The organism is Ruegeria sp. YTSC325 (assembly GCF_059609525.1).
On sequence record NZ_JBXWLY010000016.1, the window covers coordinates 78,264 to 104,147 of the forward strand.

The window sequence follows — 25,884 nt, forward strand, 5'->3', positions numbered from 1 at the left end:
TGCGCATTGGTTGTTGATATTCTTGGTGCCATATTCAGTGATCGGGCTTTATGACGTTCTGACCACCAAGCACAATGTGCTCAACAACTATCCGGTTCTAGGTCACTTCCGATATATGTTGGAGTTCGTCAGCCCCGAGATACGTCAGTATTTCGTTGAGACCAACGAAAGTGGCCGACCTTTTAATCGTATCATCCGTGGGTTGGTCTATGCGCGCGCCAAGGGGCAGGTGGATACGCAGGCGTTTGGTACGCAATACGATATCCTGACCGTTGGGTATCACCGCGCCAACCACTCGCTCGCGCCCAAACATGTGGATGAAAGCGAAAAGCGTGTCTTGCTGGGTGGCCCCCAGTGCAGCCAGCCCTACAACGCCTCGCGATTGAATGTATCTGCCATGAGTTTTGGTGCCTTGAGCGCAAACGCGATCAGAGCTTTGAATGGTGGCGCTAAAGATGGTGGATTCGCCCATAATACTGGTGAAGGCGGATTGTCTCCGCACCATTTGGCCGAGGGCGGAGACATCATATGGCAGATTGGAACCGGTTACTTTGGGTGTCGGACGGCCGATGGCGGTTTTGACAAGGACAAATTTGCCGAAAAAGCCGGCACAGAAGTTGTCAAGGCGATTGAAATCAAGCTGTCGCAAGGGGCCAAGCCATCTCATGGCGGTGTGCTGCCTGCCGCAAAAGTTGACCAAGAAATCGCTCAAATCCGGGGTGTGCCGGTGCATCAGGACGTTATTTCTCCGCCGGTGCACTCTGCGTTTGAGGGGCCAACGGGCCTGATGCATTTCGTGCAGCATCTGCGCGAAATATCAGGTGGTAAGCCGGTCGGGTTTAAACTGTGTATTGGACGCCCGTCTGAGTTCATGGCAATCTGCAAAGCGATGCTTGCAACAGGGATTGTGCCGGACTTCATCACCATTGACGGTGCCGAAGGTGGCACCGGCGCGGCCCCGGTCGAATTTACCAATCGACTGGGGATGCCTCTGAACGAGTCTCTGATCTTCGTCAACAACTGCCTGTGCGGCGTAGGGTTGCGGGATCAGATCAGGATCATTTGCTCGGGCAAAGTGGCGACGGGATATGACATGATCGAGAAATTCGCGTTGGGTGCCGATATGTGCAACTCGGCCCGGGCGATGATGTTCGCGATAGGTTGTATTCAGGCCTTGCACTGCAACACAAACAGATGCCCATCCGGCGTGGCGACCCAAGACCCGATCAGGGGGAGAGCGGTGAACGTACCGCAAAAACGCAAGCGTGTTCAGCGCTACCATGACGCGACCGTGGATAGCTTTGTAGAAATTCTGGGGGCTATGGGCAAAGAAACCACCGCCGAGTTGCACCCATCAGATATCCGGCGCCGTACCGCAGATGAGCGTGAGAATTCCTATGCTGATCAATACACGCTGGTGGCTTCCGGTGCCTTCCTTTCAGGTTCCATTCCGGATGAGTATGCGGCTGATTGGGAACAAGCCACATCCGAACATTTCTGATTTTTTTACGAATGCCGCCAAGGATTGACCTTTCAGATGCGTCTTACTCATCGTGATGCGCATGGAAACGTCGGATGAAGACTTGGCTCAAGCCGCGATTGAAGGGGACGCTGAGGCGTTTGCTGCCCTTCTGGAGCGTCACTACGATCGAATTTTCCGTCTGGCCTATCGATTGACCGGCCGCGAGGAACAGGCCGAGGATATTACTCAGGATATCTGTGCCGGTTTGCCGTCCAGGATTGCCGGGTTTCAAGCGCGGTCGAAATTTACCACTTGGTTGTATCGCGTTGTGGTGAACGCCGTCGAGGACACACGCCGCAGGCAGGCGACGCGCAGCAGAGCCGCGCTTGGGTGGGGCGACGTTGAGCAGATGCGCCGCGCCGAAGCAGCCGAGGTAGCGGAAGCCGTCGAGTGGCTGCAAACAGCGATGCGGTTGTTGCCGCTCGACTTGCAGGAGACGCTGGCCCTGACCCTTGAAGATGAGATGACGCATGCGCAGGCGGGTGAAGTATTGGGAGTGTCCGAAGGTACCGTGTCATGGCGTCTTGCTGAAATTCGAAAGCGTCTGCGTGCAATGCGACAAGAGGAGTTGGCGCAATGACCGATGATCTTGAGCAGTTGAAGAAAGTAATGGACGTCTCGACCCCCGGTCCAGACGCATCCCGTCGAGCCGCCAATATGAAACTGGCGCAAAAAAACTTTGCGGCGCTCCAAGGATCGTCCGCCCTGGACCGTCCCAATGTCAGGCGAGGCCTATTGGCCCGCGTGACAAAAGGAGCGAAATCCATGTTGAATGCCCTCTCACACCGTGGTCTGCTGACGGCCACGACAGCCGTTGCAGCCGTTGCTCTGGTTGTGATCCTGCCGCAGACTCGTGACTATGTGCCGAAGCCGACGTCTTGGAAACAAGTCCAATCCGATGTCCCACAAAATGTGGTGGCAGAGGCTGAAGACGCTCTCGGTAACAGTGAGCCAGGGTTTGAAGCCCCAGTGTTGGCCGAACTCGCCGCCCCATTGTCCGAGCCGAGAAACCAGCGGGCTACAGGCCAGAAATCCGTCGTAGACGGTAATGCCCTGACTGCGGATGAGGGCGGCAGCACGCCACCTGAGCTGTCGCGCCTGCATGGCTTGTCCCTCGAAAGGGATACTGAGGCATTTGCCACTGCCGAAACAAACCCGCTGAAAATTACAGCAGACGATCCCGTGTCCACATTTTCGATCGACGTCGATACGGCCTCATATTCAATCGTTCGGTCGTCGTTGCTGAATGGCAAATTGCCCCCGCGTGATGCGGTGCGTATCGAGGAAATGATAAACTACTTCCCCTACGCCTATCCTCTGCCCGACGGTCAAGCGCCTTTCCGACCTTCGATCACTGTAAGCCCAACCCCTTGGAACGATGGGACTCAGCTTGTCCATGTCGCAATTCAAGGTACGACGCCGGTTGTCGAGGAACGCCCGCCGCTTAACCTTGTCTTTCTGATCGATACGTCGGGTTCGATGCAGGACGCCAATAAACTGCCGCTGCTCAAGAAGTCCTTCCGCTTAATGCTGGCTGAGTTGCGGCCCGAGGATCAGGTGTCCATCGTCACCTATGCAGGCAGCGCTGGACAAGTTTTGGAGCCGACATTTGCCTCTGATCAAGGTAAGATCCTAGCTGCTCTTCAGCGCCTTGAAGCCGGTGGTTCGACTGCAGGGCAGGCCGGCTTACAGCAAGCATATGAAGTGGCGGAAACTATGTCTGCTGAAGGTGAGGTTACCCGAGTCCTTTTGGCGACAGATGGTGACTTCAATGTTGGGATGGCTGATCCCGAAGCGCTGCGGGACTTTATTGCTCACAAGCGAGACAGCGGAACATATCTCAGCGTTCTGGGGTTTGGGCGCGGCAATCTTGACGATGAGGTCATGCAGACGCTGGCTCAGAATGGGAACGGTCAGGCCTCATACATCGACACCTTGAGCGAGGCGCGTAAAATTCTGGTCGACCAACTGACAGGTGCATTGTTCCCGATCGCAAATGACGTGAAGATTCAGGTAGAGTTCAATCCCGCTCAGATCGCTGAATACCGCCTGATCGGTTATGAAACCCGAAGCCTCCGACGCGAGGACTTTGCAAACGACAAGGTCGATGCCGGAGATATCGGGGCAGGGCATTCGGTCACGGCGATATACGAAGTGACGCCGGTGGGGTCTGAAGCCATTAGGAACCAACCTCTTCGCTATGCCGACAGCGTGGTGTCCGACGCGTCTGAAGAGATTGGCTACTTGAAGCTGCGCTTCAAAGCACCGGGCTCAGAAGAAAGCCAATTGATCCAGGAACCGATTTTCTCCGGGCAGGGCGACGTGACCGAAGATATTGGTTTCTCATATGCCATTGCAGGGTTCGGCCAGTTGCTACGCCGAGGTGAATATCTAAATGGCTGGTCTTATGATGAAGCCATCGCATTGGCCAGCACATCCCGTGGCGATGATACGTTTGGGTATCGATCAGAAGCTGTGACGCTGATGCGCCTCGCGCAATCGCTTGAACGTTAGTCACAACGGGTGCCGTCCTACGCGGCACCCAATAACCTCTATCAGAAAGACCTAGGGTTGTTGCTGGCGTGGGTGTGTATTCTCCGAATACTCCATTCGACAGCGTCGCGCATGGTCTTGCCCAATGCGACGTCAAAGGCATTGACCAGATCGGGTGTCTGGTCGCTTTCTGAAATGACATATTCTTGAAACGAGTCCGACGCGATGATCTTGTCCTCGAACTCATCGATGATTTTGATATTCATTCTGACTTCGACCCGTACAATTGATGAGCCGTCGGGCTGTTCTACGACGATTCCCTGAAATTCGCGTAGGTCTGGGACTATGACATAGTCCGCGCGCAAACCCACAATGGACCGTCCGACTGCAGCGACTTTTCCGCTGTTTTCATAGCTTTCGACCAGCAGGGATTGAACAATCAAAGGTGCCCGGTCCACCCAACGCGCCCGCGGTAGGTATTGCACCTGAAGCGGTGTAGGTTGCACCGCGATCTGATCCGTATTGACCGCCGCGGTTGCGGTCGGTTCTTCCACTACAATCTGTCGTTGGATTCGTGGCAAGGACGTTGAAAATGTGCTTTTGGGCGTGAGCAAGTAGAGATCGTTCGGTTTAGACGCCTGCGTAAGCGTTCCCAGCCCTGTACAGCCCGCGATGGCCGCAACCGCCAGTAAAGCAAGGAATATCCTGATCATTGGCGAAACTCCGATGCTTGGGTTCCCAGCAAAAAGCGTGCAGGATCGCGTTCGACCTTGTCGACCAACCGATCGAGGCTAACGACAAGCCGTTGGGATTCTTCGATAAAGCGAGTGAATTGGGGCAAGCCAACTCGCATGAAATCAGAAAGTTGACGGCGGTTCTCCTGAACGATGCCGTCAATCGTGCCTAGCAATTCAGAAGCGGACTTTGAAGCACTGAGAACATCAGCTGATATCTCGTCCAGCCGGTCGGTTACCCGTGTGACCGTGTTCGCCACCTGATTGGCTGCGTTACGAATGTCTGCAACCACCTCTCCCACGTCTTCGTTAATCACTCGGTTCGCCGAGTCAAAGGCACGCTCGGCCGAGGTGAGGGTTCCCTTGGCCGCTTCCATCGCACCTGTGATCGTACCAAGGGTTTTGTTTGCATTCAGGAAAGTCTCGGAAACGGTTGCCAGCGCGACGCTGCCTTCATCCGACAGGCCCGACAAGTTCTCAGCCAAAGACGAGGCTTGCTCAATGAATGGTTTGAGATCCTGTTGGATGACCTGATCCGCTGTTTCAAAAGTAACCTTTGCACTGTCCAAGGCAGCAGCGGCGGATTCGGACGCTGTTTTAACGCTTTTTAAAGTGTCCGTACCAGTTTCCAGCGTTGTTTCCGCCGTGTCGGCCAGATTATCAAGCCGTTTTGAGAAAGCAGAAATCTCACGCGCTGCTCCACCCAGATCAGACGACAGGCCTTCAAAGTCTGACAGTGTCTTATCTAGGCGACCAGTGGCCGAGGCGACGTTTTCCAGAATATCCGAAACTGCCTGCCGGTTCTTGTCGTCGACGACCTCATTGATGTCTTCTAGCAACGTTATTGCCTTTTCCATCAGCAGCGGAGCGCCTTCGAATAAGGATTGTATCGCGCTGCGTTTACTTTTGATGAGGCTATCTTGCGGTAGACGCTCGGCTGTGGGCGAACCACCGGTCAGCTCGACATAGCTGACACCTGTTACACCAAGCGATTGTAACTGAGCGATTGTCTCTGTCGTAACCGGGATTTCTGCGTCAACTTCCAGACGAACGCGTACTTTTGAAGGGTCATTTTCATCGAGATTCAGAGAAATCACCTGACCTACCGGCAGGCCATTGTAGCTGACTCCACCAGCAGCGGATAGGCCCGAGACATTGTCGAACAACACATCATAGTAAGCGTATTGCCGCGAGATTTCGAATTTGGCGAGCCACAGAAAGAACCCGAAAGCACCAAGTATGCCCGCAAGGGTGAAGGCGCCGATCAAGATATAATTCGCTCGGGTTTCCATGGTTCTACCTGCTTTGCCCTTTCTCTTGCGCTGCGCGCGCCCGAGGGCCGGTGAAATATTCTTGCACCCAAGGATGATCGACTTTGGTCATTTCTTCAATCGGCCCTTCAACCAAAACGCGTTTTTCCGCGAGAACGGCAATACGGTCACAAATGGCATACAGGCTGTCCAGATCGTGCGTGACCATGAAAACAGTTAATCCCAGCGCATTTTGCAGTTCTCCGATCAGATCGTCATAAGCGGCGGCTCCGATCGGGTCCAACCCGGCCGTGGGCTCATCCAAGAAAACGATTTCGGGATCCATTGCCAACGCACGGGCCAGCGCAGCCCGCTTGCGCATCCCGCCTGAAAGTTCCGAAGGAAATTTGCCGCAACTGAGCTGCGGCAAACCGACTAGGCTGATTTTCAAACTGCCAAGTGCGCACATTAGGCTTTCACTCATACCAGTATGTTCCCGCAGAGGAGCGATGACATTCTGCAAAACGGTTAGTGACGAAAACAGCGCCCCATCCTGGAATGCAACACCCCAACGCTGTTCAATCCTTCGACGCTCCTGTTCGGGACCGTTCAACACGTCGACGCCCAGAACTTCGATACTGCCAGCAGCAGGTTTGTTCAGCCCGACAATTGTCCTTAGCAGAACGGACTTACCAGTACCTGACCCGCCGACGATGCCCAGTACCTCACCGCGCCAGACGTCCAGATCAAGGTGCTGGTGAACCACCTGCGGCCCAAACTGGTTGGTCAGGTTACGTACCCTAATGACGGCCTCGCGCTGGGTGTCGGCCTGGGTTGTTTTCTGCGGCACGGTTCCGTCCATGTCAGACTCCCATAACCGAGAAGAAGATCGAGAACAAAGCGTCCAGTGCAATAACCATAAAAATGGATTGAACCACAGACGAGGTTGTCCTCTGCCCGACGCTTTGAGCAGACCCCTTGACCTGCAACGCTTGCCAACAGGCGATAACACCGATGACCAGCGCAAAGAACGGCGCTTTGATCATGCCGATCGCAAATTGCCAGATGCCTGTGTTTTCCTTCAACCGCGTCGCGAACATTCCGGGGCTGACGTCGAGGTCGATCCAGCTCATAAGTCCACCGCCGATCAGGGCGGAGACATCGGAAATGAAGCCAAGGATCGGCAACATAATCAGCAAGGCGACCACCCGCGGGATGACCAGAACCTCAATCGGGTCCAGGCCCAAGGTGCGCATGGCATCAATCTCTTCCTGCACTTTCATCGAGCCTATGGACGCCGTGAAAGCCGAACCGGACCTACCTGCCACAATAATAGCCGTCAAAAGGATGCCCAATTCCCGCAAAACCGAGATCGAGATCAGTTCGACTACGAAAATCTCGGCGCCGAACTGTTTCAACTGGGTTGCACCTTGGAATGCCAAAACGACGCCAATCAGAAAACCCATCAAGGCAACGATCGGAATGGCTTTGAAACCGACCTCTTCCATCTGCGAGACCAGAGCCGCCCGCCGTAGCCTGCGTGGGTTCAGAAGGGTCCGACCTAGTCGGTGCAGCGTCAGGCCAAGAAAGTCCAGCATCGACAGGGTGTCTTTCCACCCGCCCGCCGTCCGTTTGCCGACGCTTTCCACCCAGTCTCCAAAGCTGCGATGGTGAATTTCAGTTACTGGGTCATCGGGGATGCTTTTGGATACAGTCGCAATCAGGTCGGAATAGGCAGGTGACGCACCATGAAGATCAATCTCACCCCCTGCCTTTTGTACCCGGCGCGTCAGATCGGCGACCAGCCATGCGCCGCTTGTATCCATTGCCTGAACGTCTGACAGGTCCACAACGACCTTGTTCCCCGTAGGCGTGAAGGATGTGAATGCGGCTTCTATACTGCTTAGGGTTTGGGTTAGAAGTTCACCCGACACTAGAATGCTGATGCCTTCAGCATCATGGTTCAAATTTACGGTTGGTCGGGTCATGAGCGTATGTGATTTAAAACACGCGTGCGCTGCAACGTATTTTTCGAAAGATTCGGGTTATTCTCTCCTCTCAATAGCGCATGTGTGACAGTTTCAGACGCAGGATTGATCGATCAAGCCGACAAACACGTTTCAAGTCTGATCTTAACTAAGGCCAAGTGTGACGAATCTGTTGCTGCTTGGGTAGAACCCGGACAATGTCCGCATCAAAAGCCAAGCCAGCAGGATCAGAGGAATCGGGATGCAACGCGCCGGGAATGTCCTTTTTATCATTATTGACCAGCTTAGGGCCGATTGTCTGAACGGCGCACTGGCGGGACATGTCGACCTGCCCAACATGCGCGCCTTCATGCAAGAGGCGGTGACGTTTGACAGGCATTTTTCAGTGACCAACCCTTGTGGCCCGTCGCGCGCCTCTATCCTGACCGGGCAATACGCGATGAACCATCGGTCCGTGCGAAACGGGACACCTTTGCGCCACGACACCCCGACCATAGCAAGTGAAATGCGAAAGGCTGGCTATTCGCCTTTGTTGTTTGGCTATACCGACACGACGGCCGACCCTAGGATACACGACCCAAACGACCCTGTTCTTCGGTCTTATGAACGACCCATGGCCGGGTTCGAGGAAGTGGTCGAGATGCGACTAGAAGAGTCTTATCCATGGCGGTCGTACTTGATGAAACAAGGCTATTCCTTTGACAGCTATTGGGATGTCCATTCACCGGTCTCTGAATCCGGTGGTCCGGCCAAGCTGAATGATCCAGCGTTGTACGCGGCCAAAGACAGTGACACCGCGTTTTTGACGGATGTATTCCTTAATAGTATGGCGCCGCTTGTTGGGCAGAATTGGTTTGCGCATCTCACCTATATCCGCCCGCATCCACCCCTTGTGGCACCTGCCCCCTACAACAACATGTATGACCCAACGTCGCTCCCTCTGCCTGCCGGGCTTGGGGGCGCGAACAGCGAGGCCGAAGTTCATCCATTCTTTGCACCTACTATGCAAAAACAGACTGCTGCTGACTTCGTCCTGGGTTTTAAGAACGTTGATCCGACGCCTGAGAACATCCAAATTCTGCGATCTGTTTATCTGGGGTTGGCGACGGAAGTCGACCACCATATCGGACGGGTCGTCCAGTTCCTGAAGGACAGTGGCCAGTATGAAGACACTTTGATCATTATCACTGCTGATCACGGAGAGATGCTCGGAGATCGAAACAGCTGGGGTAAAATGACCGTCTATGATGCGGCCTATCACACGCCCCTTTTGATCCGGTTGCCTGGCAATCGAGACCAAGCGGGTTCCGTCATTTTTGCTCCGACCGAATCCATCGATGTTACCCCGACCATTCTCGACTGGATTGGGCAATCCATTCCAAATTCGATGGATGGGCGGTCTCTGCTGCCTTTGCTGCGTGGGAACCTGCCCGAGGACTGGCGCAGCTATTCCTTTAGTGAGCTGGACTTTTCCGAACCATTGAACCCCACGATCTGGCAGGAACAGCTAGGGACTGATCCCAGCGATTCATCCCTTGGAATATTGCGGGATGACCGCTTTACTCTGGTCGAGTTCGCTGCGGACCTGCCTCCCATGCTTTTTGACCACACGGGCCGTGGAGAGTTTGAAAACGTGGCGTCAAACCCCGACTACGCACCCGAACTGGCCCGGCTTACGCGCCAAATGTTGCGGCACCGAATGCGCAATATGGACCACACGTTGTCATTATGTGCGATTACATCCGACGGCCCAAAGTCTCGCTCTAGGCATTGATCGAATTCTGCGTGGCCTTGGGCGCTAACGCCTCTACACCTGCGAGATTTCCGATGTTACGGATATAACTCGGGGAGGGTGGAATTGGACATCACCGAAGAACAGATCAAAGCGATGACGTCGGCCGGGTTGAATCTGATTGGTCAGGCGTTGTCGATCTATGACAATCAGCTGCGACTGGTTGTAAGCAATCGACCGTTTCAGGTGATGTTTGACCTGCCCGATGACCTCGTAAAACCCGGTGCGCTGTTTCGGGATACCATCCACTATCTGGCGACACATGGTGAGTATGGCGATGATGCGGATGCTGACCAGATCGTCGAACGCCGAATCCGACAGGCTTTGACTTTTGAACCCCACTACCTTGAACGCGTTCGAGCCAACGGTCAGGTTATCTCGGTCGAGGGCGCGCCATTGCCGAAGGGGGGGTGGGTTGCAGTTTATACAGATATCACAAACACCAAACAGGCTGAGGCCCTGCTGCGCGCCCGTTCGGTAGAACTGTCCGGGCAACTTTTGGACAGGGCCGAGGAACTTTCGGCAGCGAACCGAAAGCTCGCTTCTACAAATTCGGCATTGGAAGAAGCCAAGCGGCAGTTGACCGAAACCGAAGCCCGCACGCGCATGACGACTGAAATGATGCCCGCTCATATAGCGCATTTGGATATTGAAGGAAGATATGACTATTCCAATCGACGTCTGAATTCAGTGATGCCAGGCCGTCCGTCCGATATAATCGGGATGCATATTTCTGAGGCATTGGGTGCTGCGGCCTATGACAAAGTCGAGCCGCACCTTCAGAAAGCGTATGACGGGGAAACATCCGTTTTCGAGTTCACTGAAAACCAGGGTTCGCGACGTATTCGTGTTTCTTTCACGCCAGACAAAGAAGGCGGGGTTTATGTCATGTCAGTCGATATCACCGAAGAAACACAAGCCCGGGTCGCCTTGCAGCAAACGCGCCGTCGGGCCATGGCGGCCCAGATGACCAGCGGCCTTGCCCATGATTTCTCGAACCTCTTGACGATCATTCTTGGAATGCAATCCCGACTGCAAAAGATGGACTTGCCGGAATATGCCCGTGAGTTGGTCACCGCCACGCAACAGACCGCCCGCCGCGGGGGCCAATTGCTGAACAGAATAGCGGATATGACGGGCAATCGTACTCCTCAACCCAAGGCAACCGATATGCGTGGGTTACTTGAAGACCTGCGCATTCTGGCCTCGCCGTCGTTGCCGCGCGGTGTTGGGCTATCGGTGGTCAATACACTGCCAGACGTCGCCTTGATGCTGGATTCAGGCATGGTGCAGGATGCCCTGCTGAACCTTGTGTTAAATGCGCGCGATGCCTGTGGTGAAACAGGTCAGATTACCATCAGCGCTCATAAGGTGGGTAGCATCTGGGCGGAAATCGCGGTTTCCGATACTGGCCCCGGCTTTTCGCCTGAAGCATTGGACAAAGCACTCAACCCGTTTTTTACCACCAAGGGGAATAAGGGGTCTGGGCTGGGTTTGCCAATGGTTTATGACACGGTCAAACTGGCTGGCGGCGATTTGGATCTGCGCAACACACCGTCTGGCGCCTCTGTGGTGCTGCGTTTGCCGTACAGACCGGCTCCGCCCGTGCAAGAGGGGCTTGTTCTGTTGGTCGAAGACAGCGACGCGCTCAGAAGCCAATTCCGCGACATGCTGGTCGAACTGGGATTTTCCGTGATCGAGGCAACTTCGAAATCCGAGGCTTTGGCTTTGGTTCAAAATTTACAGGACATAGTCTTGGTGCTGTCGGATATCCGCCTGGAGGGAGAGGAGACCGGGTTGAATCTTTTGGACGACATAAACGCATCGGTGCCCTGCATTCTAATGACTTCGCTGCCTTATTCCGATCCATTGCACAAACAAGCGCTTGTACGAGCACCAGTTTTACGCAAGCCATTCACCCGCGCTCAACTTTGCGCCCTGATCAGAACCGAGGCCGCCTGATGACCCAACCACTGGTCACGATTGTTGATGACGAACCTGAAATTCGACGGATATTGACCGATGCTTTGGAGGAGGCAGGCTTCCGGACCCAGAGTTTCTCTCGTGCGCGCGAGTTTGAAGCCTCGTTGAAACGTGTTACTCCAGACGTGTGCCTAGTGGATCTTTCATTGCCTGACACAGATGGTCTGGCGCTGGTGCATCGCTTGGCGCTAGAGCAAGGCGCAGCGGTCATAATCATCTCGGGCCGAGCGCAGGTACAGGACCGGGTTACCGGTTTGGAATTGGGTGCTGATGATTATATCACCAAGCCCTTTGATCCTGCCGAAGTTGTCGCGCGTATACGGGCCCGGTTGCGAGCGCCGCGGGTGCGACCAACTCATTCTGATGTGGCACATTTTAACGGTTGGACTGCCTATTTCGATCGCTACATTCTGGATGATGGCGCAGGGACCGAGACCCCATTCAGCCACGCCGAAGGGGAAGTTTTGCGGCTGTTTCTGGAAAGCCCAAAAAGGTTGATCAGTCGCGCACATATGCAAGAGACTTTGGGCGGTGCCGCAGGGGATAGTTTTGATCGGGCGATGGATGTCAGAATATCCCGACTGCGTACCAAATTGGGTGAAGACCCCAAAAACCCCAGATTAATCAAAACGATTTATGGTGCAGGCTACATTTTTCTGGGAGATGTCGTTTGGCAATAAGCGAGCGGCATTATGAGTTTTTCAGTCCATGGCCGCCAAGTGATTTCAGGTTATTTGTTCGGTTGGCCCGCCTTAAGAACCTCTTTCTATTCCCGCAGAGCTTGCTCCTTGACTTTGACGACGGGTCTTATCAGGTATTCCATCACAGTTTTTCGTCCCGCTAGAATATCGACTTCAGCGATCATGCCGGGAATGATCTCAACTGCCACTCCGTTGGCATCCAGAAAAGACTGTTGGGTTTGAATCTCAACGACAAAAACTTCTTCGTCATTTCGCTCTGATCGCGTTATGGTGTTTGCACCGATCCGGACTATTTCCCCATTCAGCGCACCGTATCGCGCGAAGTCATAAGCGGTGATTTTGACCTTTACCGGCTGTCCGGCGTGCAAAAACGCGATATCGTCTGGACGCACGTAAGCTTCGACAAGCAAATTGTCCCCGAGTGGCACTAACTCGATCAATTCCTCTCCGCTGCGGGCCAACCCACCAATCGTGGTTCTGTGAATCCGGTTGACCACGCCTCGAACCGGAGATCTAACTTGCGCACGACTTGCGCGATCCTGCAAAGCCGGCAAAACGGGTTTTAGCGCTGCCAATTCCGCCGTTGTAATAGCAAGGTCAGTCAAAGCTGCAGTGTGAAACCGACTGCGCGTCGCACGAATTCGGTCGTCAATCTCTGCGAGGCCAGTCTGCAGCCTGTTGGTCACAGCTTGCGCACGTGTTCTGCGCCCATGCCACTCGGCTTCATTACGGCGCAGAGTCAACAGCGTCGTGGCGGGTTCCATCCGTTTTTCTACAAGCGGCGTCATGATGGCGCGCTCTTCAGCTAGGATCTTAAGAGTTTCGTCGGCTGTTATCTTGTCTACCAGCCCTTCTTCATACTCCCTTTGTTTCTGCTCCCGTTGACGCTCGAGGATCGCGATTTCAGCGATGAGCTCTGACTGACGACCTTGGTACAAAGCAGTTTCCGATCGAACCACGTCCGGCGCCCCTTCCATCAGTTCCTTGGAAAAAAAGAGCTCACGGTCTTCAATTTCGGCCATCAGCCGTTCCGCCCGCGCCATTAATCCGAAAGCGCGCTGTTGTTCCTGACTGAATTGACTATCGATTTGCGTCGTGTCGAACTCCATCAGCAACGCGCCTTTATCCACGAATTGACCTTCGTTCACGTGCAGATGCTGCAGCACACCAGTTTCTGTTGCTTCGATCAGCTGGACGTCCGCCAATGGAACCACCCTGCCGTCTACACGTGTTACGTCGTCCAGTTCCGTAAGATAGGCCCACAAACCCGCGCTGATAAGACACGCCAATATGACCAATAACAGGATCGAGCCCTTAAGAGGTGACCGTCCGCGCATTTCCCGTGCCAATGACGCAAAATCATGATGCTGCGACATTCAGATGCCTCCGCTGAGTAGGGGTGTGGTTAGTTAGGATACTCTTGGGACCATCGGCGCTGACCTGTCCATTTTCGATAACAATGACACGGTCCACTAATGACAGCAGGCTGGTTCTATGGGTAACGATGACCATCGTAGTGTCTGTCGTCGCTTTTTTGAGGCGGTCTATTACTTTCGCTTCAGTTTTGACGTCCATCGCACTGGTCGGCTCATCCAACAACAATATTGGAGGTCGAGTTACTAGAGCCCTGGCTAGGGCAATGGACTGCCGCTGCCCACCTGATAGACCCTCGCCACGTTCTGACAGCATTAAGTCATACCCCCCGGATCGGTCGGCGATAAAATCTTCTACACCTGCAGTTTTACCGGCCTCGATAATGTCCCGGTCGCGAGGCCTGGTGCTGCCACTTGCAATATTGTCCCGTATCGACCCTGGGAAGAGCCAGATATCCTGTAGAACAGTCCCGATGTTTCGACGCAGATCCCCGGGGTCCAACTGGCGAATGTCCACTCCGTCAAGCATCACAGACCCGGACTGGGGTTGGTACAGCCCAAGCAACAGCCGTGTGACTGTGCTTTTCCCCGAGCCGATTGGGCCGAGAATTGCGACTTTTCTCCGGGTTTGATATCAAAGGAAAGGCCAGACAAAGTAGCATCCGCCTGCTCTGGATAAGTGAACTCCACGTTTCTGAATGTTATTTGGCCTTGGCATTCAGGTCGACGTATCCACTTTTGACCTTGAGGTCGTTCATTCGTGGCGTTCATCAGTGCGTTAAGGTTCTTAAAGGCACTTCGGGCCTGATTGATCCGTGTAAGTGTCTGGGCCAGTTGCCCAAGCGGCGCCAATGCCCGTCCTGTCAACATAACCGAAGCTATAAGCGCACCCATACTTCCATGACCATCGGCAATTAGAAAAACTCCGTAGAACACGATCAACACTTGGGCCGCCTGTTGCGTGAAACCCGTCAAATTTAGTGCAAATTGCGTAACTGCACGACTTCTCACGCCGTGGGAAGACTGCCGTTCCAATGCATCTTCCCAACGGGCAAGCATTTGTTGTGCCGCCGCCGTTGTTTTGATGGTTTCCAACCCTGACACAGTTTCGACCAGTACGGATTGCTTGGATTGCCCGTCTGAAAAATTCTGCTCGGCCAGCCGTGACAGAATTGGTTGTGCAATCAGACCCGTCATCAGAACAACCGGCACTGCCAAAGCGGGCACAAGTGCTAAAGGGCCCCCGACCAAGTAAATTACAAATATGAACAAGCCAATGAACGGCAAATCCACTAAGGCGACGAGGGTTGCCGAAGTAAAGAACTCTCGCAGAGTTTCGAATTCCCCAACTGTGCTCGCCATAGCGCCGGTTGAACCGGTACGAGAAGTCATGCGCAGATCAACCAATTGATTGAAAATCCGACGCCCGATGATCAAGTCGGCTTTCTGCCCAGCCTGATCAATGAACCCTGCCCGCAACAACTTGAGGGCGAAGTCGAACAGCAAAGCCAACCCAACGCCTATTGTCAGCGCAATTAGTGACTCCTTGGCTTCGTTAGGTAAAACACGGTCATAGACGACCATGATGAAAACAGAGGTTGACAAACCTAGCAGGTTGGCAATCGAGGTCGCCAGGACAACCTGAAAATAGGACCAACGGTTTGCTGCCATCGCGGACCAGAACCAGTGGCCCGCAGTGGGGTTCCCGCTGTTTTTTGTATCTTCGGATTGAGACCGGCGAAATACGATCGCATAACCGGTATAAACATCTTGGAGATTGTTTTCGAAGACTTCACCAATCTCATCACCCAGACTTGGATCATAAATTAAGACCCTGCCACTGGTCGAGCGCCCATGAAAAACCACGACGCGATCGTCTTTTAAAAATAACAGGGCAGGAGCCAACGTATTGTCGAAACTCGAGAGCGTCCAAGCGCCATAACCAGCTTGGAGTCCAGTATTTTGCGCAACTTGAATCGCGTGGGGAATGGTTAAGTTCCCCGATACCCCGGACCTTGCAGCGTGCAAACTGGCTACTGAAATCGATCTTTCCAAAGATGAAGCCACGTGAATCAAACACGTTTCGAGATCAGGTAAATCTGTCCTTTTGGTTAGGGAACGCAGGTCGATCATTGATTTGCTCCATGTTCAAACGTCTGGATTCCCAACAGATCAAGGATGTCCCCTGTCAAACTGAGCACCGCATAGTTTGTCAGAAAGAAACTCTGTTCGGCGAGGATTAGCCGTTCCTGCGCGTTGACAAAGTCGCGTTGTGCGTCGAGGATTTCGATCAGGCTGCGCCGTCCTATGGTGAACTGAGCGCGAGCAGCTTTAACGCTGTCAGCATTAACGGTGGCTGCAATCCGAGCTGCCTGTAGTCTTTCCGCTCCCGCCATTTGGTCAGAGCGCACGAATTCTAACTCACGGCGAAGTTGACGAACCAGATCTTCTTTTGCAAATTCTGCCTCTTTGACCTGAGCTTCTGCTGAGGCAATCGCCGCTTTTCGTTGGCCTGTGCTGTCAAGTTCGTAGTTGAACGATAGATCAACGCCGAAATTCGCATCATTGTCGTCATCGCGATCCGTGAAGGCCGCAATTTCTATGTCGGGTTGACGTCTTGCAATCGCCGCTGACTGTTGTGATTTAGCCGCCAGCAAAGAAGCATCAGCGCGGCGAACCTGAGGGCTTTCGGCAATGATCTGTGCATCTGTTCTTGGCACGCTTGGAGCTTCTATCGCTGGTGATAAGGTGCCAGGTTCGTGGCCAAACACTTCATGAAACTGAGCTTCAGCTCGATCTGTGCGGGCTCTGGCATCTGCGAACCGTGTTCGCGCGTCTGCCATGCGGGACTGCGCGGTCAATACATCGGCATTTGAACCGGCACCCTGTTCAAAACGCTCTGTAATTTGGCGCGTTATTTCCTCATGGACGCCCACGTTTTCAAGGGAAATTCTTTGAATCGCTCTTTGATTAGTAACTGAGACATATGCCTCAATTGCAGTTAGGGCGATGGCAGCGGCAGTTTGCAGTTGATCGCCGCGACTTTCAAGAACTCGGGCTTTCGCGGCAGTCAATTCTCCGGACGCAGCGCCGCCGTCATATACTAGTTGCGATATCCGAACGAAGGGCGTTACACCTGCAATATCGCTGTCCACGCGTTCGGATCTGGCGTTAATCCCCATTGAAACGCGTGGCAGAAATGCGCCCCGGGCGGAATCGCGATCTGCAATTGCAAGGTCATATCTGCTTGCGCTACGTGTGTTGGAGGGACTATTTTGAACGGCCGAACGCACGAGTTGACCGAACTCACTTTTTGCCAATTCAAGTGAAGGCGCGGTTGCGCCAACGCCGACCGATCCGCGCTCAAAAGACTTTTCAACAAACGCCAGGTCAGGTGCGGAAGCACATCCTGATAAGCAACAAAGAACAAAGAGCAGTTTTGTGATGGGGGTGAATCTGAGATTTGACATTACAGTTCACATTTCACCGGTTTCTATCATTTCATCCGACTGGGCGCACGCTAATGCTTGAATGAAATCAGAGACTTCTGAATTTTCTGTGAATGGTTTTGCGAAGCGATCATAAGTCAATTTTTCTTGAGCGCGCGAAATCCAGGTGCAGTGAGCCATAGAAACCTTATGTGCATGGATCAAAAGCAGAGCACCGCTTTCGTATAAAAACGCCAAGGTCTCTGATGGCATTTCTCGTACTTTTGGAAGCGATGCACCAAAGCAACCCTTAGGTAGTGAAACGTTTTCGAAAGTTTCTATGGGCTTAAGAAAACCGAGATCAGAGATCATCTGGCATAGCTTGCGTGTTTTGTTGGTCTCGATCGCGCAGGCTTTTAGAAAGACTAGAACGCGGCGTAATTCTTGCGACAGTTCACCGTTGTCATCGAAAAAAGGTTCCCCGTCGGATTTTTGTCCAATCAACTCGGAACGCTCGTTGACCATTAGTCTGTAGTCTTCGGTTTTCGGGTCTGTTACTTCCACCTCAAAAGGGGGGCAGCGCAATGCAGCTGGCACATAGCTTGCAAGCCAGCGACCATCCGGCGCAATAAAAGGTGAAGTCTGTGTTTCGCTCACTGAAAGCAGAGCCACCGGCATGATGTGTTGACCAATTTGTCTGAAAACAATTGGATATGCTGACGCTGCCTGAAAAATTTCCTGAAGAACAATAGGGCAGTGCCTAAGGTTTTCTGCGAAGTGGTAGCTCTCGAACCGAGACCAACCTTTGTCTTTGTGGCGACAGTAGGTCACTGGTGCCAAGTTAGTTTTTGACATGTGCGGACTTCCGTTCTGGAGTCGCTGCCAGCAATAATTGCCGGCAGCGTGGCAGGAATTTAAACCGACGCGCCGGTTGGGTCGGTATGTAGGATGTTGTCCGCGCTCAGTCCGCTTAGATCATTCAATCCCGTGAACTGAGCGACAGTATCGACCGTTGCCGATCCCGGAGCCGAATAATCAACCTTGACCAGTACGCTGTCCGTGCCGTCGGTGGCGAGTACGAAGATCTCGTCCCCATTCTGTACGCCAGTCAGGCTTTCAACTGCCGTTTCGATGGTGCCAGATGTCAGATCTGACAATACAGTCGTGAAGCCCACAACGCCGGTATTCGCGCCTAAAGCGTCTCCTGCGCCGAGGGTCTCAACTCCGGTTCCATTGCCGCGCAAAGAACTTACGCTGAGACCGCTGAACATCAATGCGTCGGTGACGTCGGCAACCGGACCCAAAGTGAAACCTGTAATCGTGTCCACCCCGTTTTCCGCTGGGTCGGCTTCAAACACTACAAGGTCTCGTCCCGTACTGGTCAAGTCGATCGTATCGTTGCCTCCCTGACCACGCAAAACGTTGTCGACTTCGGTTGCCGTGAGGGTTTCGTCACCGTCCGTGCCTAAGTGATCCTGATTGCGGGCACCGGAGCGACAACAATGACGGGCGGGGCTGGTGCAGACATTTTCGTTGCCCAATACGGAAGTGACCCAATCACGATCACCGATTTTCAGGTCGGAGTCGATCGGTTGGACGTGTTTGATTACCCTCTACTCAGAACGCCCGAACAATTGACCTTCACGTCCACGGCAACAGGTGCGGTAATCGAGTACCTGAATGAAACGATCGAGGTAAATTCGAACACGGGTAGCCCGTTGTCGCTTGTACAGGTGTTCGGGGCGGGATTTAGAGGGCCGGACCACATTCCCGTCGATTTTGGCGACTTCGGTGGGCTTGATCCCGGCAGCTCGGACGGCATTCAGGGCGACATTACGATTGATTCTACGTCTACAAATGCGGGGTTAAGCGACGCTGAGATCCGCTTTTCGATAGATGGAGGCGGGACAGTGAGCGTGCGGGCTGACGACGATGGGGTGTTCGACTTGGGCCTGCCATCAGGAACCTTCACGGGTGAGTTGGATATCGTGAAAGGGTATTCAACGGCGTCAGGAGACATTACAGCCCTTGATGCTCTTCAGGTTCTTCGTATTGCGGTTGGGCTTGACCCAACATGGGGGCCGGCTACCGCGGAAAATCTGATTGCGGCAGATATCAACAGGGACGGTGCAGTGAACGCGTTGGATGCGCTTGCGGTCTTGCAAGTGGCAGTTGGGCAATCTTCTTCACACCAGGCGGAATGGGTTTTTATCGACGCCGATGCCGACCTTTCAGCTGTCACCAGAACCAATGTCAGTTACGAGACGGGCACAGATATCGTTGTGGTCGACAATGTTCTGGCTGCTGACATGACTTCAATTCTGCTAGGTAACCTCGAGTCAGTTTAAGCCCGTTCCCAGGTCATTCTCGGAATGCTCGATTGAAATAGTCTGATAGCGGTTTGACGAGGAAGGAAAGGGGCGTTCTTTCGTCCGTCTTGATCATAGTCTCAACAGGCATACCCGGTAGCAGTTCCTGGCCATTCAGACGTTCGACCTGGCCGTCATCGGGTGTTACTTCAGCGCGGTAAAAGGTTTGACCTGTTGCCTCGTCAGTGAAGGTGTCTGCCGACACATTGATCACCTTGCCCGCAATTTCCGGCGTTTCACGTTGGTTAAAGGCTGTGAAGCGCAGCAGAACGGGTTGCCCGACATGCAGCTGATCCACATGGATTGCATCCACTCTTGCTGCAACCAGTAACGGTGTGTCTTGTGGCACAATATACATCATAGGCTCACCTGCCTGGATCACCGATTGCAATGCAAATACCTCGCTCCCATAAACGGTGCCGGTGACCGGAGACCGAATATCCAGTCGCGACAAGCGAACGGTCAACGACAATCTCCTTTCCGCAAGTTCTGCGATCTGGGCCTGAATGTCCCTCAGGGTTGCGATGGCTTCCTCTCGCCGTGTCGCGGTCAACTCGACGATTTCGATTTCCGTCGAAGCGATCTGCCCCCGAAGTCGCGCGATGGATGCCTCAAGACGTCCGATTTCCCCGGTCAGGCTAGCCTGTTCACGCTGCAGGGCTAGAACGCGGCTTGCAGGGGTTAAACCACGTTTAAACAGGCTTTGCTGGTCTTCCAGTTCTTCGTTAATCAGCTCCATCTGACGGCGCAGGGAAGCCAGTTGAGAATCGTTGCCTTTGATCTCACTTTCAATCTGAACAAGCTGGTTGCGCAATTGTCCGGTCTGTTGAGTCAACGTTTCTAGGCGCGCTTCGAACAGACGCTGTTGTCCGTAGACAAGGTCATCGGCCAAACCTTCTTGCATTTGAAGCTCTTGCAACTGCGCCGCAAGGTTGTCGATAGAAACACCGTCGCGTTCGGCTTCCAAACGGGCTCTGCGCGCCAGAAGCTCGAACAGCTGCGCTTCGACAATGGTTTTTTCAGAGGTGAGGAAAGTATCATCAAGCCGCACCAGCAAGTCGCCGCTATCCACCGCATCTCCGTCGCGGGCAAAAAGCTCTCCGACGACGCCGCCGTCAGGATGTTCAACGACCTGACGATTGCTTTCTACTTCGATGGTACCCTGGGACACGATGGCACCGGCAAGCCGTGTACGAACCGACCATATACCCAACCCTCCAACTAGGATCGCCAAGGCAACAAACCCGACGATAGCAGGGAAAGTTATGCGCCAGACAGGCCGTATATTATTAGCGTCCTGGTCCGGCATCAGTCGTTCGCCTTTTCTCGGGTTACCTTGACAGTCGTTTTGCTAAGGTCGCGTTTGATCACGTTGGCATTTTGTACCATAGCTCCTAAAACCTCGTCCCGATTTCCGGACTTCACGACCTGCCCTTTTTCAATAACGACCAGGTCGTCGCATTCTGAAATTGCCTGCGGGCGGTGGGTCATTATGATGGCGGATTTTCCTTCGGATTTGAGACCGCGAATTGCCGCGTTCAGTGCCTCGGTTCCATCGGCATCCAAGGCCGAGTTCGGCTCATCCAATATAAGCAGAACCGGATTTCCATAGAGCGCGCGTGCTAGAGCTATACGCTGCTTCTGGCCGCCTGATAGCTGGCTGTCATTGCCATCAAGAAACGTGTCATAGCCTTTGGGCAACGTTAAAATCAGATCATGAGCATTTGCCTTTTTGGCGGCGTCTACCACGGCCTGAGCATCCGGGTTCTCGGACATGCGCGCGATGTTTTCCGAGACGGTTCCGTTGAACAGCGTCACATCCTGCGGCAGGTATCCAATGTGCTGTCCCAACTCGCCGGAATCGTATTGATCCAAGGTTGCCCCGCCCAAGCGGACCTCTCCATTTACGGGACGCCAAAGGCCCAAAAGCGCCTTTGCCAGTGTTGACTTTCCTGACCCGCTTTTCCCGATCACGCCGAGCGCTTTTCCCGGCTCCAAAGACAAGGACACATTGCGCAATGTCGGACTTTCCGCGCCAGGCGGAATGAGCGTGACCGTCTTGGCCGTTAAATTGGCCTCGGGTGTGGGCAGTTTTGTGCGCAGAGCGTCGGGCGGCGTAGATTGCAGGAACTCATTCAATGAGCCCCATGCAGTTCTGGCGCGCTGAACCATCGACCACTGTCCTATAGCCTGTTCAACCGGGGCCAAAGCTCGGCCCAGTAGGATCGACGCGGCGATCATAGCACCTGGCGTCACTTCGTTGCGCAACACCAGCAACGCGCCAAGGGCCAACATGGCAGATTGCAAAAACAGACGGAGGGACTTTGTCAGAGATGAAAAGCTGCCTGTCCAATCACTGGCGGAAATCGTTTGCCGCAAAGCGTCCGTCCGCTGTCGTTGCCAGCGGTTGGTGATGTCGGTTTGCATACCCTGAGCGCGCACAATCTCAGCGGCTTGGCGGGCATGTTCCGAAAATGAGTTGGCCTTGGCCGAAGCAGATTGTGCGGCAGCGGTTTTGCGATGCGTCAGTTGTTGGTTCATCAGAGCGATGACGACCAAAACCGCACCTCCTGCGATGGCTAACCACCCTAGCAGCGGATGAAAAAGGAAAATGGCCGCCAGAAAAACGGGTGTCCACGGGATATCCATCACAGCAAGCAATACCGGTGATGAGCATAGGTTTTGAATGGATTCCAGATCCCGCAGGGCCGTTGCCGGAGCTGCACGGATTTGTGGATGCAAAGATCTGCGCATAGTGGCGTCAAACACCCGTTCATCCAACTGGGATTGGAACCGTGCACCAAACCGCGCAACAATCCGACCGCGGGCATAGTCTAACATGGCCATCAGGGCATATAGCAGAGCGACCAACAAAAAAAGCGCTGCCAAGGTTTCTACCGCGCGTGAACCAAGCACCCGGTCGTAGACCTGCAACATAAAAAGAGGGCCGGTGAGCATCAAAAGGTTGACAAACACACTGAACAGGAAAGCAAGCGCCAAAAATTTTGCACCCTGATTGCGCGCGGCTCTTAGCTCCTCGCGAGGGGCAGGTGGTGGTACTAAGTCATTTTTCACGAACGGAACCCTGGGTCCTGAGAGCTTTGACACATCTTAGACTGATGGTCAGAAAGAGAAAATGCCAGTCTAGGCTGAAGCCAGAAAACAGCGTGGTGTTCGCAACAAATGAGCCAGCCGAAATGGTTTGGAAGCAGCCAGCGTCACTTGGCTTCTAATGCTGTTTTAAAGAAGGATTGGACAAGTCGAGAGTCTCCGCGCTCTTTCAAATGTGCCAGATAATAGCGGGTCTCAACCTTTACATCTCTAAGCGGAATTGCGCGCAGATTGGGGTGAGAAACGAATTCGAAATCGGCGACGAAGCCGATTCCGATACCCTGTTCTACAGCTTTCCAAATAGCTTCCCTGCTTCCCAACTCCAGAATTGGATCCAGAACGACTCCTCGTTTTTCCGTTTCGGTTTCGATGGCCAGCCGCGTGGTGGAACCGACCTCGCGTCGGACTACTCGTTGTCGGTGAAGGTCGGCAATTGAGATACTTTCCTTATGGTAAAAAGGGTGGTCGGAATTTACGAACGCCACTACCTGGTGTTTGCTATAGAGCTGAGTTGTCACTCGGGGGTCAGATTGAACTTCGGCCAGGATGGCGACATCAGCGTCGTAGGACAGAATCCGATCAAAACACCTTTGCGAATTGCCAAACCAAACCTCAATGTCGATCGCCGGGTATTTGGATTTGAAGGCAACGATCATATCCGTTGCATGAAAAGGACCGACCGCGGCAATACTGAGGCGACCGGCGTGAAATCCCCGAAACGACTCCAGCAGCGTTTCGGCGTCAATCTCGGCCTGGTGCAATCGCGATGTAATGGCTAACAATTCTTCGCCTGCGTTGGTCAGATGTACTTCACGCCCAACGCGGTTGAAAAGTTGAATATTATAGCGGCTTTCGAGGTCTTTTACCTGTGTCGAGAGCGTAGGTTGCGTGATGTTGAGCTCCCTCGCGGCAGCCGAGAACCCTCGGAATGTCGCAACCGCATGGAAAGATCTGAGCTCGGATTTAAGCATTGAGAAAACCTGAATTTACATCCGCATTTATTAGAAAAGTATATATATCGAGCTCGGGTTATTTGAAAGAAAAGACCAAATCCCGAGTTGCGATGGTTGCAAAGATTTCATTCAGCTAGCTACCATTGCTCAGAGTATTTACATCCTTTGACAGGTTTTTAGGGCTCCGGAATGAGCGGAATTGATTATATCTATAGCTATGATGGCCGCTCGTCCTTGGCGGGTTCCGGACAAGCCAAGTTTCTGCGATTGGCTTCGGACAAAGGCCAGCCAGAAAGCGCGCAAACTTATCTGAAAGCGAAAGCCATTCAGCCGGACCTGACCGCAAAAGCTCTGCGCGCGATATCTGAAATTGTTGGTTCACGATTCTATGTTCCGCCCGCCATGCTGGCGCGAATCCTGCGTGAAGCTGACCCGGTTGCGACTGTCGGGCGAGAATGTGTCCGGTTTGAAGGGTTTTCCGCCTGTTGCAGTGTGTATGCGCGACTGGACCTCGAGCAGGAGTCGCTTGAGGTGGAAAAGCGGAGAACTGGCACGACGAATGTGGATTTTGGGCCTGAATTGCGTGCTCTGTTGGCGCAGGTGAAACCGAGCGGCGAACTAACAATCGGAATCGGTTCATCCTTTGTAGATATTGCGCATGAAAAAGGCTGCGTAACAGAACGCAAAGTTCCGCTGCCGTTGCGCTGGCTGAAAGGGTTCGCCGAAGTGCAAGGGCATCTTGCAAGCATGGAGAAGGTTTTTTCCCTTCCGTCCGTACCGGCACAAAGGTTTTTGCGTACGTTGCCGCGTTCAAAAGCCGATCATTTGCTCTGGGTTTCTGCCGCGGGAAACCGAGTGCGAACGATGACGCGTAAAAGCGCTGATAGTGTACCTTTGCGTGGGGCGCATCGTTTACGTGTTTTGGAGACTCTGGCGAGTAAAGCGCGATATTTGAATGTTTATGGAAACCCGTCACTTGGAAGTTCTGCCTGGGAGTTGGATTTCGGCTCTCAGAGATTCACGTTGGTATTGAACGCAGAGCCTTGGCGCGGCTTTTCGGGGGATGGGCGGTTGCTGTCTGATTTGGTTCATCCGAACAGCTACGTTCCGATCATTCGCGCCCATTTGAATTGGCAAGATAGTCTCGACCTAGCGTTTTTGGGGCATGAACCTGGTGTATCAGGCGCAGACATTCGTCAGGCGATCTCACATCTGGCGGCAATTGGCCAAGTTGGTTTTGACCTTTCTCGAAACGCCTGGTTCCACCGGCAGCTCCCGTTTGGTCTGGAGCGTCTGCAGGCGCTCAACCCTCGTCTCAAGTCCGCGCGGGCGCTTTTTGACAGCAAGGCTGTGACGTTGTCGCAAACTGGCGCCGACGTAGTCAGTGAAAACGTCACTCACCGCGTGCGTCTCTCTCAAGACGGATACAGTTGTACTTGTCCGTGGTACGCCAAACATCAGACGACGCGGGGGCCCTGCAAGCATGTTCTTGCAGTAGAGATGGAGTTGGAGCGTTTGCATTGAACGAAACGGATTTCATCCGGTTGGTTACGACAAAGTCGGCCAAGCGTGTCCTGAAGGCACTGGCCGATCTTTCCGAAGAAGACCGCCGTAAACTTGCTCCAACTGCGCTGAAAGTTCAAAAGCGTCAGCAGAAAGCAGCCTGGGACGTTCGGTTTAACGGTCTCAAACCTCCAGTTGATCTCGCCAAGGATTTGGAGGCTTTAGGCGTGGCTGTCTTGGCAACGGCGCGCCCGTCCGAATATAGCTGCGGCGATTGGCGCATTCTGCCAAGTTCGATCCCGCTGGAGGAGGTTTTTGCCGTACTGAACCCAAGCTGGATGAACGCGTGGGCCGAAGCTGCGGTCGAAGACAACCCTAGATTGATCACCACAATCCACGCCCTTGTTAACAAGGGGCTTTGCACCATCCCCAAAACTGATGCTTACATACTTGGATATTATGCTGGACAGGCCGGCATACCGGAATTGGCCCGCACACAATTTCTTGCCGAGGATGTCTGGCGGTTATTTGAGGTCGAAGGCGGCGGCGACCTCAGCCTAGCCGCAAGCGATAAGTACTGTGGGCGAAATGTTTCATGGGCCAACTTACGGTGTTGTCACGTTAACTTCCGACCCACCAAGGAATGCTGATGCCCGGACTTCAAGCAGCTCGAGTGGCGGCATT

Annotated in this window: 22 protein-coding genes; 9 read left to right on the forward strand and 13 right to left on the reverse strand. The window is 53.6% G+C overall.

Annotation, left to right across the window (positions count from 1 at the left end; all coding sequences use genetic code 11):
- The first annotated feature begins 25 nt into the window (after window positions 1-25).
- From AC2FF7_RS18980 to AC2FF7_RS18990, 3 genes are all read left to right on the forward strand, one after another.
- Window positions 26-1,501 (forward strand): FMN-binding glutamate synthase family protein, encoded by a 1,476-nt coding sequence (locus AC2FF7_RS18980; RefSeq protein WP_480868418.1) that lies wholly within the window; start codon window positions 26-28, stop codon window positions 1,499-1,501.
- A 61-nt stretch (window positions 1,502-1,562) separates the two neighbouring features.
- A complete protein-coding gene (locus AC2FF7_RS18985) occupies window positions 1,563-2,102 on the forward strand; it encodes an RNA polymerase sigma factor (protein WP_480868416.1) in 540 nt (179 codons plus the stop codon).
- A complete protein-coding gene (locus tag AC2FF7_RS18990; protein ID WP_496906147.1) occupies window positions 2,099-4,036 on the forward strand; it encodes a vWA domain-containing protein in 1,938 nt (645 codons plus the stop codon). Before AC2FF7_RS18985 ends, AC2FF7_RS18990 begins: the two co-directional genes overlap by 4 nt.
- Window positions 4,037-4,077: 41 nt before the next feature.
- Here AC2FF7_RS18990 and AC2FF7_RS18995 read toward each other — a convergent pair whose 3' ends face one another.
- From AC2FF7_RS18995 to AC2FF7_RS19010, 4 genes are read right to left on the reverse strand one after another with little or no spacing between them, the layout of a single operon-like run.
- Window positions 4,078-4,728 (reverse strand): ABC-type transport auxiliary lipoprotein family protein, encoded by a 651-nt coding sequence (locus AC2FF7_RS18995; protein WP_170754228.1) that lies wholly within the window; start codon window positions 4,726-4,728, stop codon window positions 4,078-4,080.
- Window positions 4,725-6,041 (reverse strand): MlaD family protein, encoded by a 1,317-nt coding sequence (locus AC2FF7_RS19000; protein WP_496906148.1) that lies wholly within the window; start codon window positions 6,039-6,041, stop codon window positions 4,725-4,727. Before AC2FF7_RS19000 ends, AC2FF7_RS18995 begins: the two co-directional genes overlap by 4 nt.
- A gap of 4 nt (window positions 6,042-6,045) precedes the next feature.
- Complete coding sequence (locus AC2FF7_RS19005; RefSeq protein WP_480868412.1) at window positions 6,046-6,861, reverse strand: ABC transporter ATP-binding protein; 816 nt, start codon at window positions 6,859-6,861, stop codon at window positions 6,046-6,048.
- Between the two features lies 1 nt (window position 6,862).
- On the reverse strand, window positions 6,863-7,987 hold the full coding sequence (locus AC2FF7_RS19010) for an ABC transporter permease (RefSeq protein WP_480868410.1): 1,125 nt from the start codon (window positions 7,985-7,987) through the stop codon (window positions 6,863-6,865).
- 241 nt (window positions 7,988-8,228) lie between these two features.
- Between AC2FF7_RS19010 and AC2FF7_RS19015 the strand changes: the two genes are divergently transcribed.
- The 3 genes from AC2FF7_RS19015 to AC2FF7_RS19025 all read left to right on the forward strand — a co-directional run bounded on the left by AC2FF7_RS19015 (window position 8,229) and on the right by AC2FF7_RS19025 (window position 12,442).
- Window positions 8,229-9,761, forward strand: a complete 1,533-nt coding sequence (locus AC2FF7_RS19015) for an alkaline phosphatase family protein (protein ID WP_496906149.1) — start codon at window positions 8,229-8,231, stop codon at window positions 9,759-9,761.
- A gap of 114 nt (window positions 9,762-9,875) precedes the next feature.
- A complete protein-coding gene (locus tag AC2FF7_RS19020) occupies window positions 9,876-11,741 on the forward strand; it encodes a PAS-domain containing protein (RefSeq protein WP_480868536.1) in 1,866 nt (621 codons plus the stop codon).
- Window positions 11,741-12,442: a response regulator transcription factor gene (locus AC2FF7_RS19025; RefSeq protein WP_209196309.1), complete on the forward strand. Its 702-nt coding sequence runs from the start codon at window positions 11,741-11,743 to the stop codon at window positions 12,440-12,442. The genes AC2FF7_RS19020 and AC2FF7_RS19025 overlap by 1 nt, the downstream gene beginning before the upstream one ends.
- 86 nt (window positions 12,443-12,528) lie before the next feature.
- Here the strand turns inward: AC2FF7_RS19025 and AC2FF7_RS19030 are convergent, their stop codons facing one another.
- From AC2FF7_RS19030 to AC2FF7_RS19055, 6 genes are read right to left on the reverse strand one after another with little or no spacing between them, the layout of a single operon-like run.
- Window positions 12,529-13,839 (reverse strand): HlyD family type I secretion periplasmic adaptor subunit, encoded by a 1,311-nt coding sequence (locus AC2FF7_RS19030; protein ID WP_496906150.1) that lies wholly within the window; start codon window positions 13,837-13,839, stop codon window positions 12,529-12,531.
- Window positions 13,823-14,401: an ATP-binding cassette domain-containing protein gene (locus AC2FF7_RS19035; protein ID WP_496906151.1), complete on the reverse strand. Its 579-nt coding sequence runs from the start codon at window positions 14,399-14,401 to the stop codon at window positions 13,823-13,825. Before AC2FF7_RS19035 ends, AC2FF7_RS19030 begins: the two co-directional genes overlap by 17 nt.
- Complete coding sequence (locus AC2FF7_RS19040; protein WP_496906152.1) at window positions 14,365-15,969, reverse strand: ABC transporter transmembrane domain-containing protein; 1,605 nt, start codon at window positions 15,967-15,969, stop codon at window positions 14,365-14,367. Before AC2FF7_RS19040 ends, AC2FF7_RS19035 begins: the two co-directional genes overlap by 37 nt.
- On the reverse strand, window positions 15,966-17,306 hold the full coding sequence (locus AC2FF7_RS19045; protein WP_480868402.1) for a TolC family protein: 1,341 nt from the start codon (window positions 17,304-17,306) through the stop codon (window positions 15,966-15,968). Before AC2FF7_RS19045 ends, AC2FF7_RS19040 begins: the two co-directional genes overlap by 4 nt.
- Before the next feature lie 6 nt (window positions 17,307-17,312).
- Entirely contained in the window at window positions 17,313-18,119 is an 807-nt protein-coding gene (locus AC2FF7_RS19050; protein ID WP_480868400.1) for a SapC family protein, read from the reverse strand.
- Window positions 18,120-18,178: 59 nt separating this feature from the next.
- Window positions 18,179-18,622, reverse strand: a complete 444-nt coding sequence (locus tag AC2FF7_RS19055) for a hypothetical protein (protein WP_496906153.1) — start codon at window positions 18,620-18,622, stop codon at window positions 18,179-18,181.
- Window positions 18,623-18,733: 111 nt separating this feature from the next.
- Between AC2FF7_RS19055 and AC2FF7_RS19060 the strand changes: the two genes are divergently transcribed.
- Window positions 18,734-19,612: a dockerin type I domain-containing protein gene (locus AC2FF7_RS19060; protein WP_496906154.1), complete on the forward strand. Its 879-nt coding sequence runs from the start codon at window positions 18,734-18,736 to the stop codon at window positions 19,610-19,612.
- Between the two features lie 13 nt (window positions 19,613-19,625).
- Here the strand turns inward: AC2FF7_RS19060 and AC2FF7_RS19065 are convergent, their stop codons facing one another.
- From AC2FF7_RS19065 to AC2FF7_RS19075, 3 genes are all read right to left on the reverse strand, one after another.
- A complete protein-coding gene (locus tag AC2FF7_RS19065; protein WP_480868393.1) occupies window positions 19,626-20,942 on the reverse strand; it encodes an HlyD family type I secretion periplasmic adaptor subunit in 1,317 nt (438 codons plus the stop codon).
- Complete coding sequence (locus tag AC2FF7_RS19070; RefSeq protein WP_496906155.1) at window positions 20,942-22,708, reverse strand: type I secretion system permease/ATPase; 1,767 nt, start codon at window positions 22,706-22,708, stop codon at window positions 20,942-20,944. The genes AC2FF7_RS19065 and AC2FF7_RS19070 overlap by 1 nt, the downstream gene beginning before the upstream one ends.
- Before the next feature lie 143 nt (window positions 22,709-22,851).
- On the reverse strand, window positions 22,852-23,715 hold the full coding sequence (locus AC2FF7_RS19075; protein WP_480868389.1) for a LysR substrate-binding domain-containing protein: 864 nt from the start codon (window positions 23,713-23,715) through the stop codon (window positions 22,852-22,854).
- A 249-nt stretch (window positions 23,716-23,964) separates the two neighbouring features.
- Here AC2FF7_RS19075 and AC2FF7_RS19080 point away from each other — a divergent pair, with 249 nt between their 5' ends.
- Window positions 23,965-25,221, forward strand: coding sequence for an SWIM zinc finger family protein (locus AC2FF7_RS19080; RefSeq protein WP_496906156.1), 1,257 nt, complete (start codon window positions 23,965-23,967; stop codon window positions 25,219-25,221).
- Window positions 25,218-25,850 (forward strand): hypothetical protein, encoded by a 633-nt coding sequence (locus tag AC2FF7_RS19085; RefSeq protein WP_496906157.1) that lies wholly within the window; start codon window positions 25,218-25,220, stop codon window positions 25,848-25,850. The genes AC2FF7_RS19080 and AC2FF7_RS19085 overlap by 4 nt, the downstream gene beginning before the upstream one ends.
- Window positions 25,851-25,884: the final 34 nt, after the last annotated feature.

Excerpts from the sequence above, each read along its gene's own strand:
- AC2FF7_RS19040 (WP_496906152.1), bottom strand. The coding sequence starts at position 15,969 with ATGATCGACCTGCGTTCCCTAACCAAAAGGACAGATTTACCTGATCTC.
- AC2FF7_RS19005 (WP_480868412.1), bottom strand. The coding sequence starts at position 6,861 with ATGGACGGAACCGTGCCGCAGAAAACAACCCAGGCCGACACCCAGCGC.
- AC2FF7_RS19025 (WP_209196309.1), top strand. The coding sequence starts at position 11,741 with ATGACCCAACCACTGGTCACGATTGTTGATGACGAACCTGAAATTCGA.
- AC2FF7_RS19065 (WP_480868393.1), bottom strand. The coding sequence starts at position 20,942 with ATGCCGGACCAGGACGCTAATAATATACGGCCTGTCTGGCGCATAACT.
- AC2FF7_RS19020 (WP_480868536.1), top strand. The coding sequence starts at position 9,876 with ATGACGTCGGCCGGGTTGAATCTGATTGGTCAGGCGTTGTCGATCTAT.
- AC2FF7_RS19015 (WP_496906149.1), top strand. The coding sequence starts at position 8,229 with ATGCAACGCGCCGGGAATGTCCTTTTTATCATTATTGACCAGCTTAGG.
- AC2FF7_RS18995 (WP_170754228.1), bottom strand. The coding sequence starts at position 4,728 with ATGATCAGGATATTCCTTGCTTTACTGGCGGTTGCGGCCATCGCGGGC.
- AC2FF7_RS19050 (WP_480868400.1), bottom strand. The coding sequence starts at position 18,119 with ATGTCAAAAACTAACTTGGCACCAGTGACCTACTGTCGCCACAAAGAC.
- AC2FF7_RS19075 (WP_480868389.1), bottom strand. The coding sequence starts at position 23,715 with ATGCTTAAATCCGAGCTCAGATCTTTCCATGCGGTTGCGACATTCCGA.
- AC2FF7_RS18985 (WP_480868416.1), top strand. The coding sequence starts at position 1,563 with ATGGAAACGTCGGATGAAGACTTGGCTCAAGCCGCGATTGAAGGGGAC.
- AC2FF7_RS18990 (WP_496906147.1), top strand. The coding sequence starts at position 2,099 with ATGACCGATGATCTTGAGCAGTTGAAGAAAGTAATGGACGTCTCGACC.
- AC2FF7_RS19010 (WP_480868410.1), bottom strand. The coding sequence starts at position 7,987 with ATGACCCGACCAACCGTAAATTTGAACCATGATGCTGAAGGCATCAGC.
- AC2FF7_RS19030 (WP_496906150.1), bottom strand. The coding sequence starts at position 13,839 with ATGTCGCAGCATCATGATTTTGCGTCATTGGCACGGGAAATGCGCGGA.
- AC2FF7_RS19000 (WP_496906148.1), bottom strand. The coding sequence starts at position 6,041 with ATGGAAACCCGAGCGAATTATATCTTGATCGGCGCCTTCACCCTTGCG.
- AC2FF7_RS19045 (WP_480868402.1), bottom strand. The coding sequence starts at position 17,306 with ATGTCAAATCTCAGATTCACCCCCATCACAAAACTGCTCTTTGTTCTT.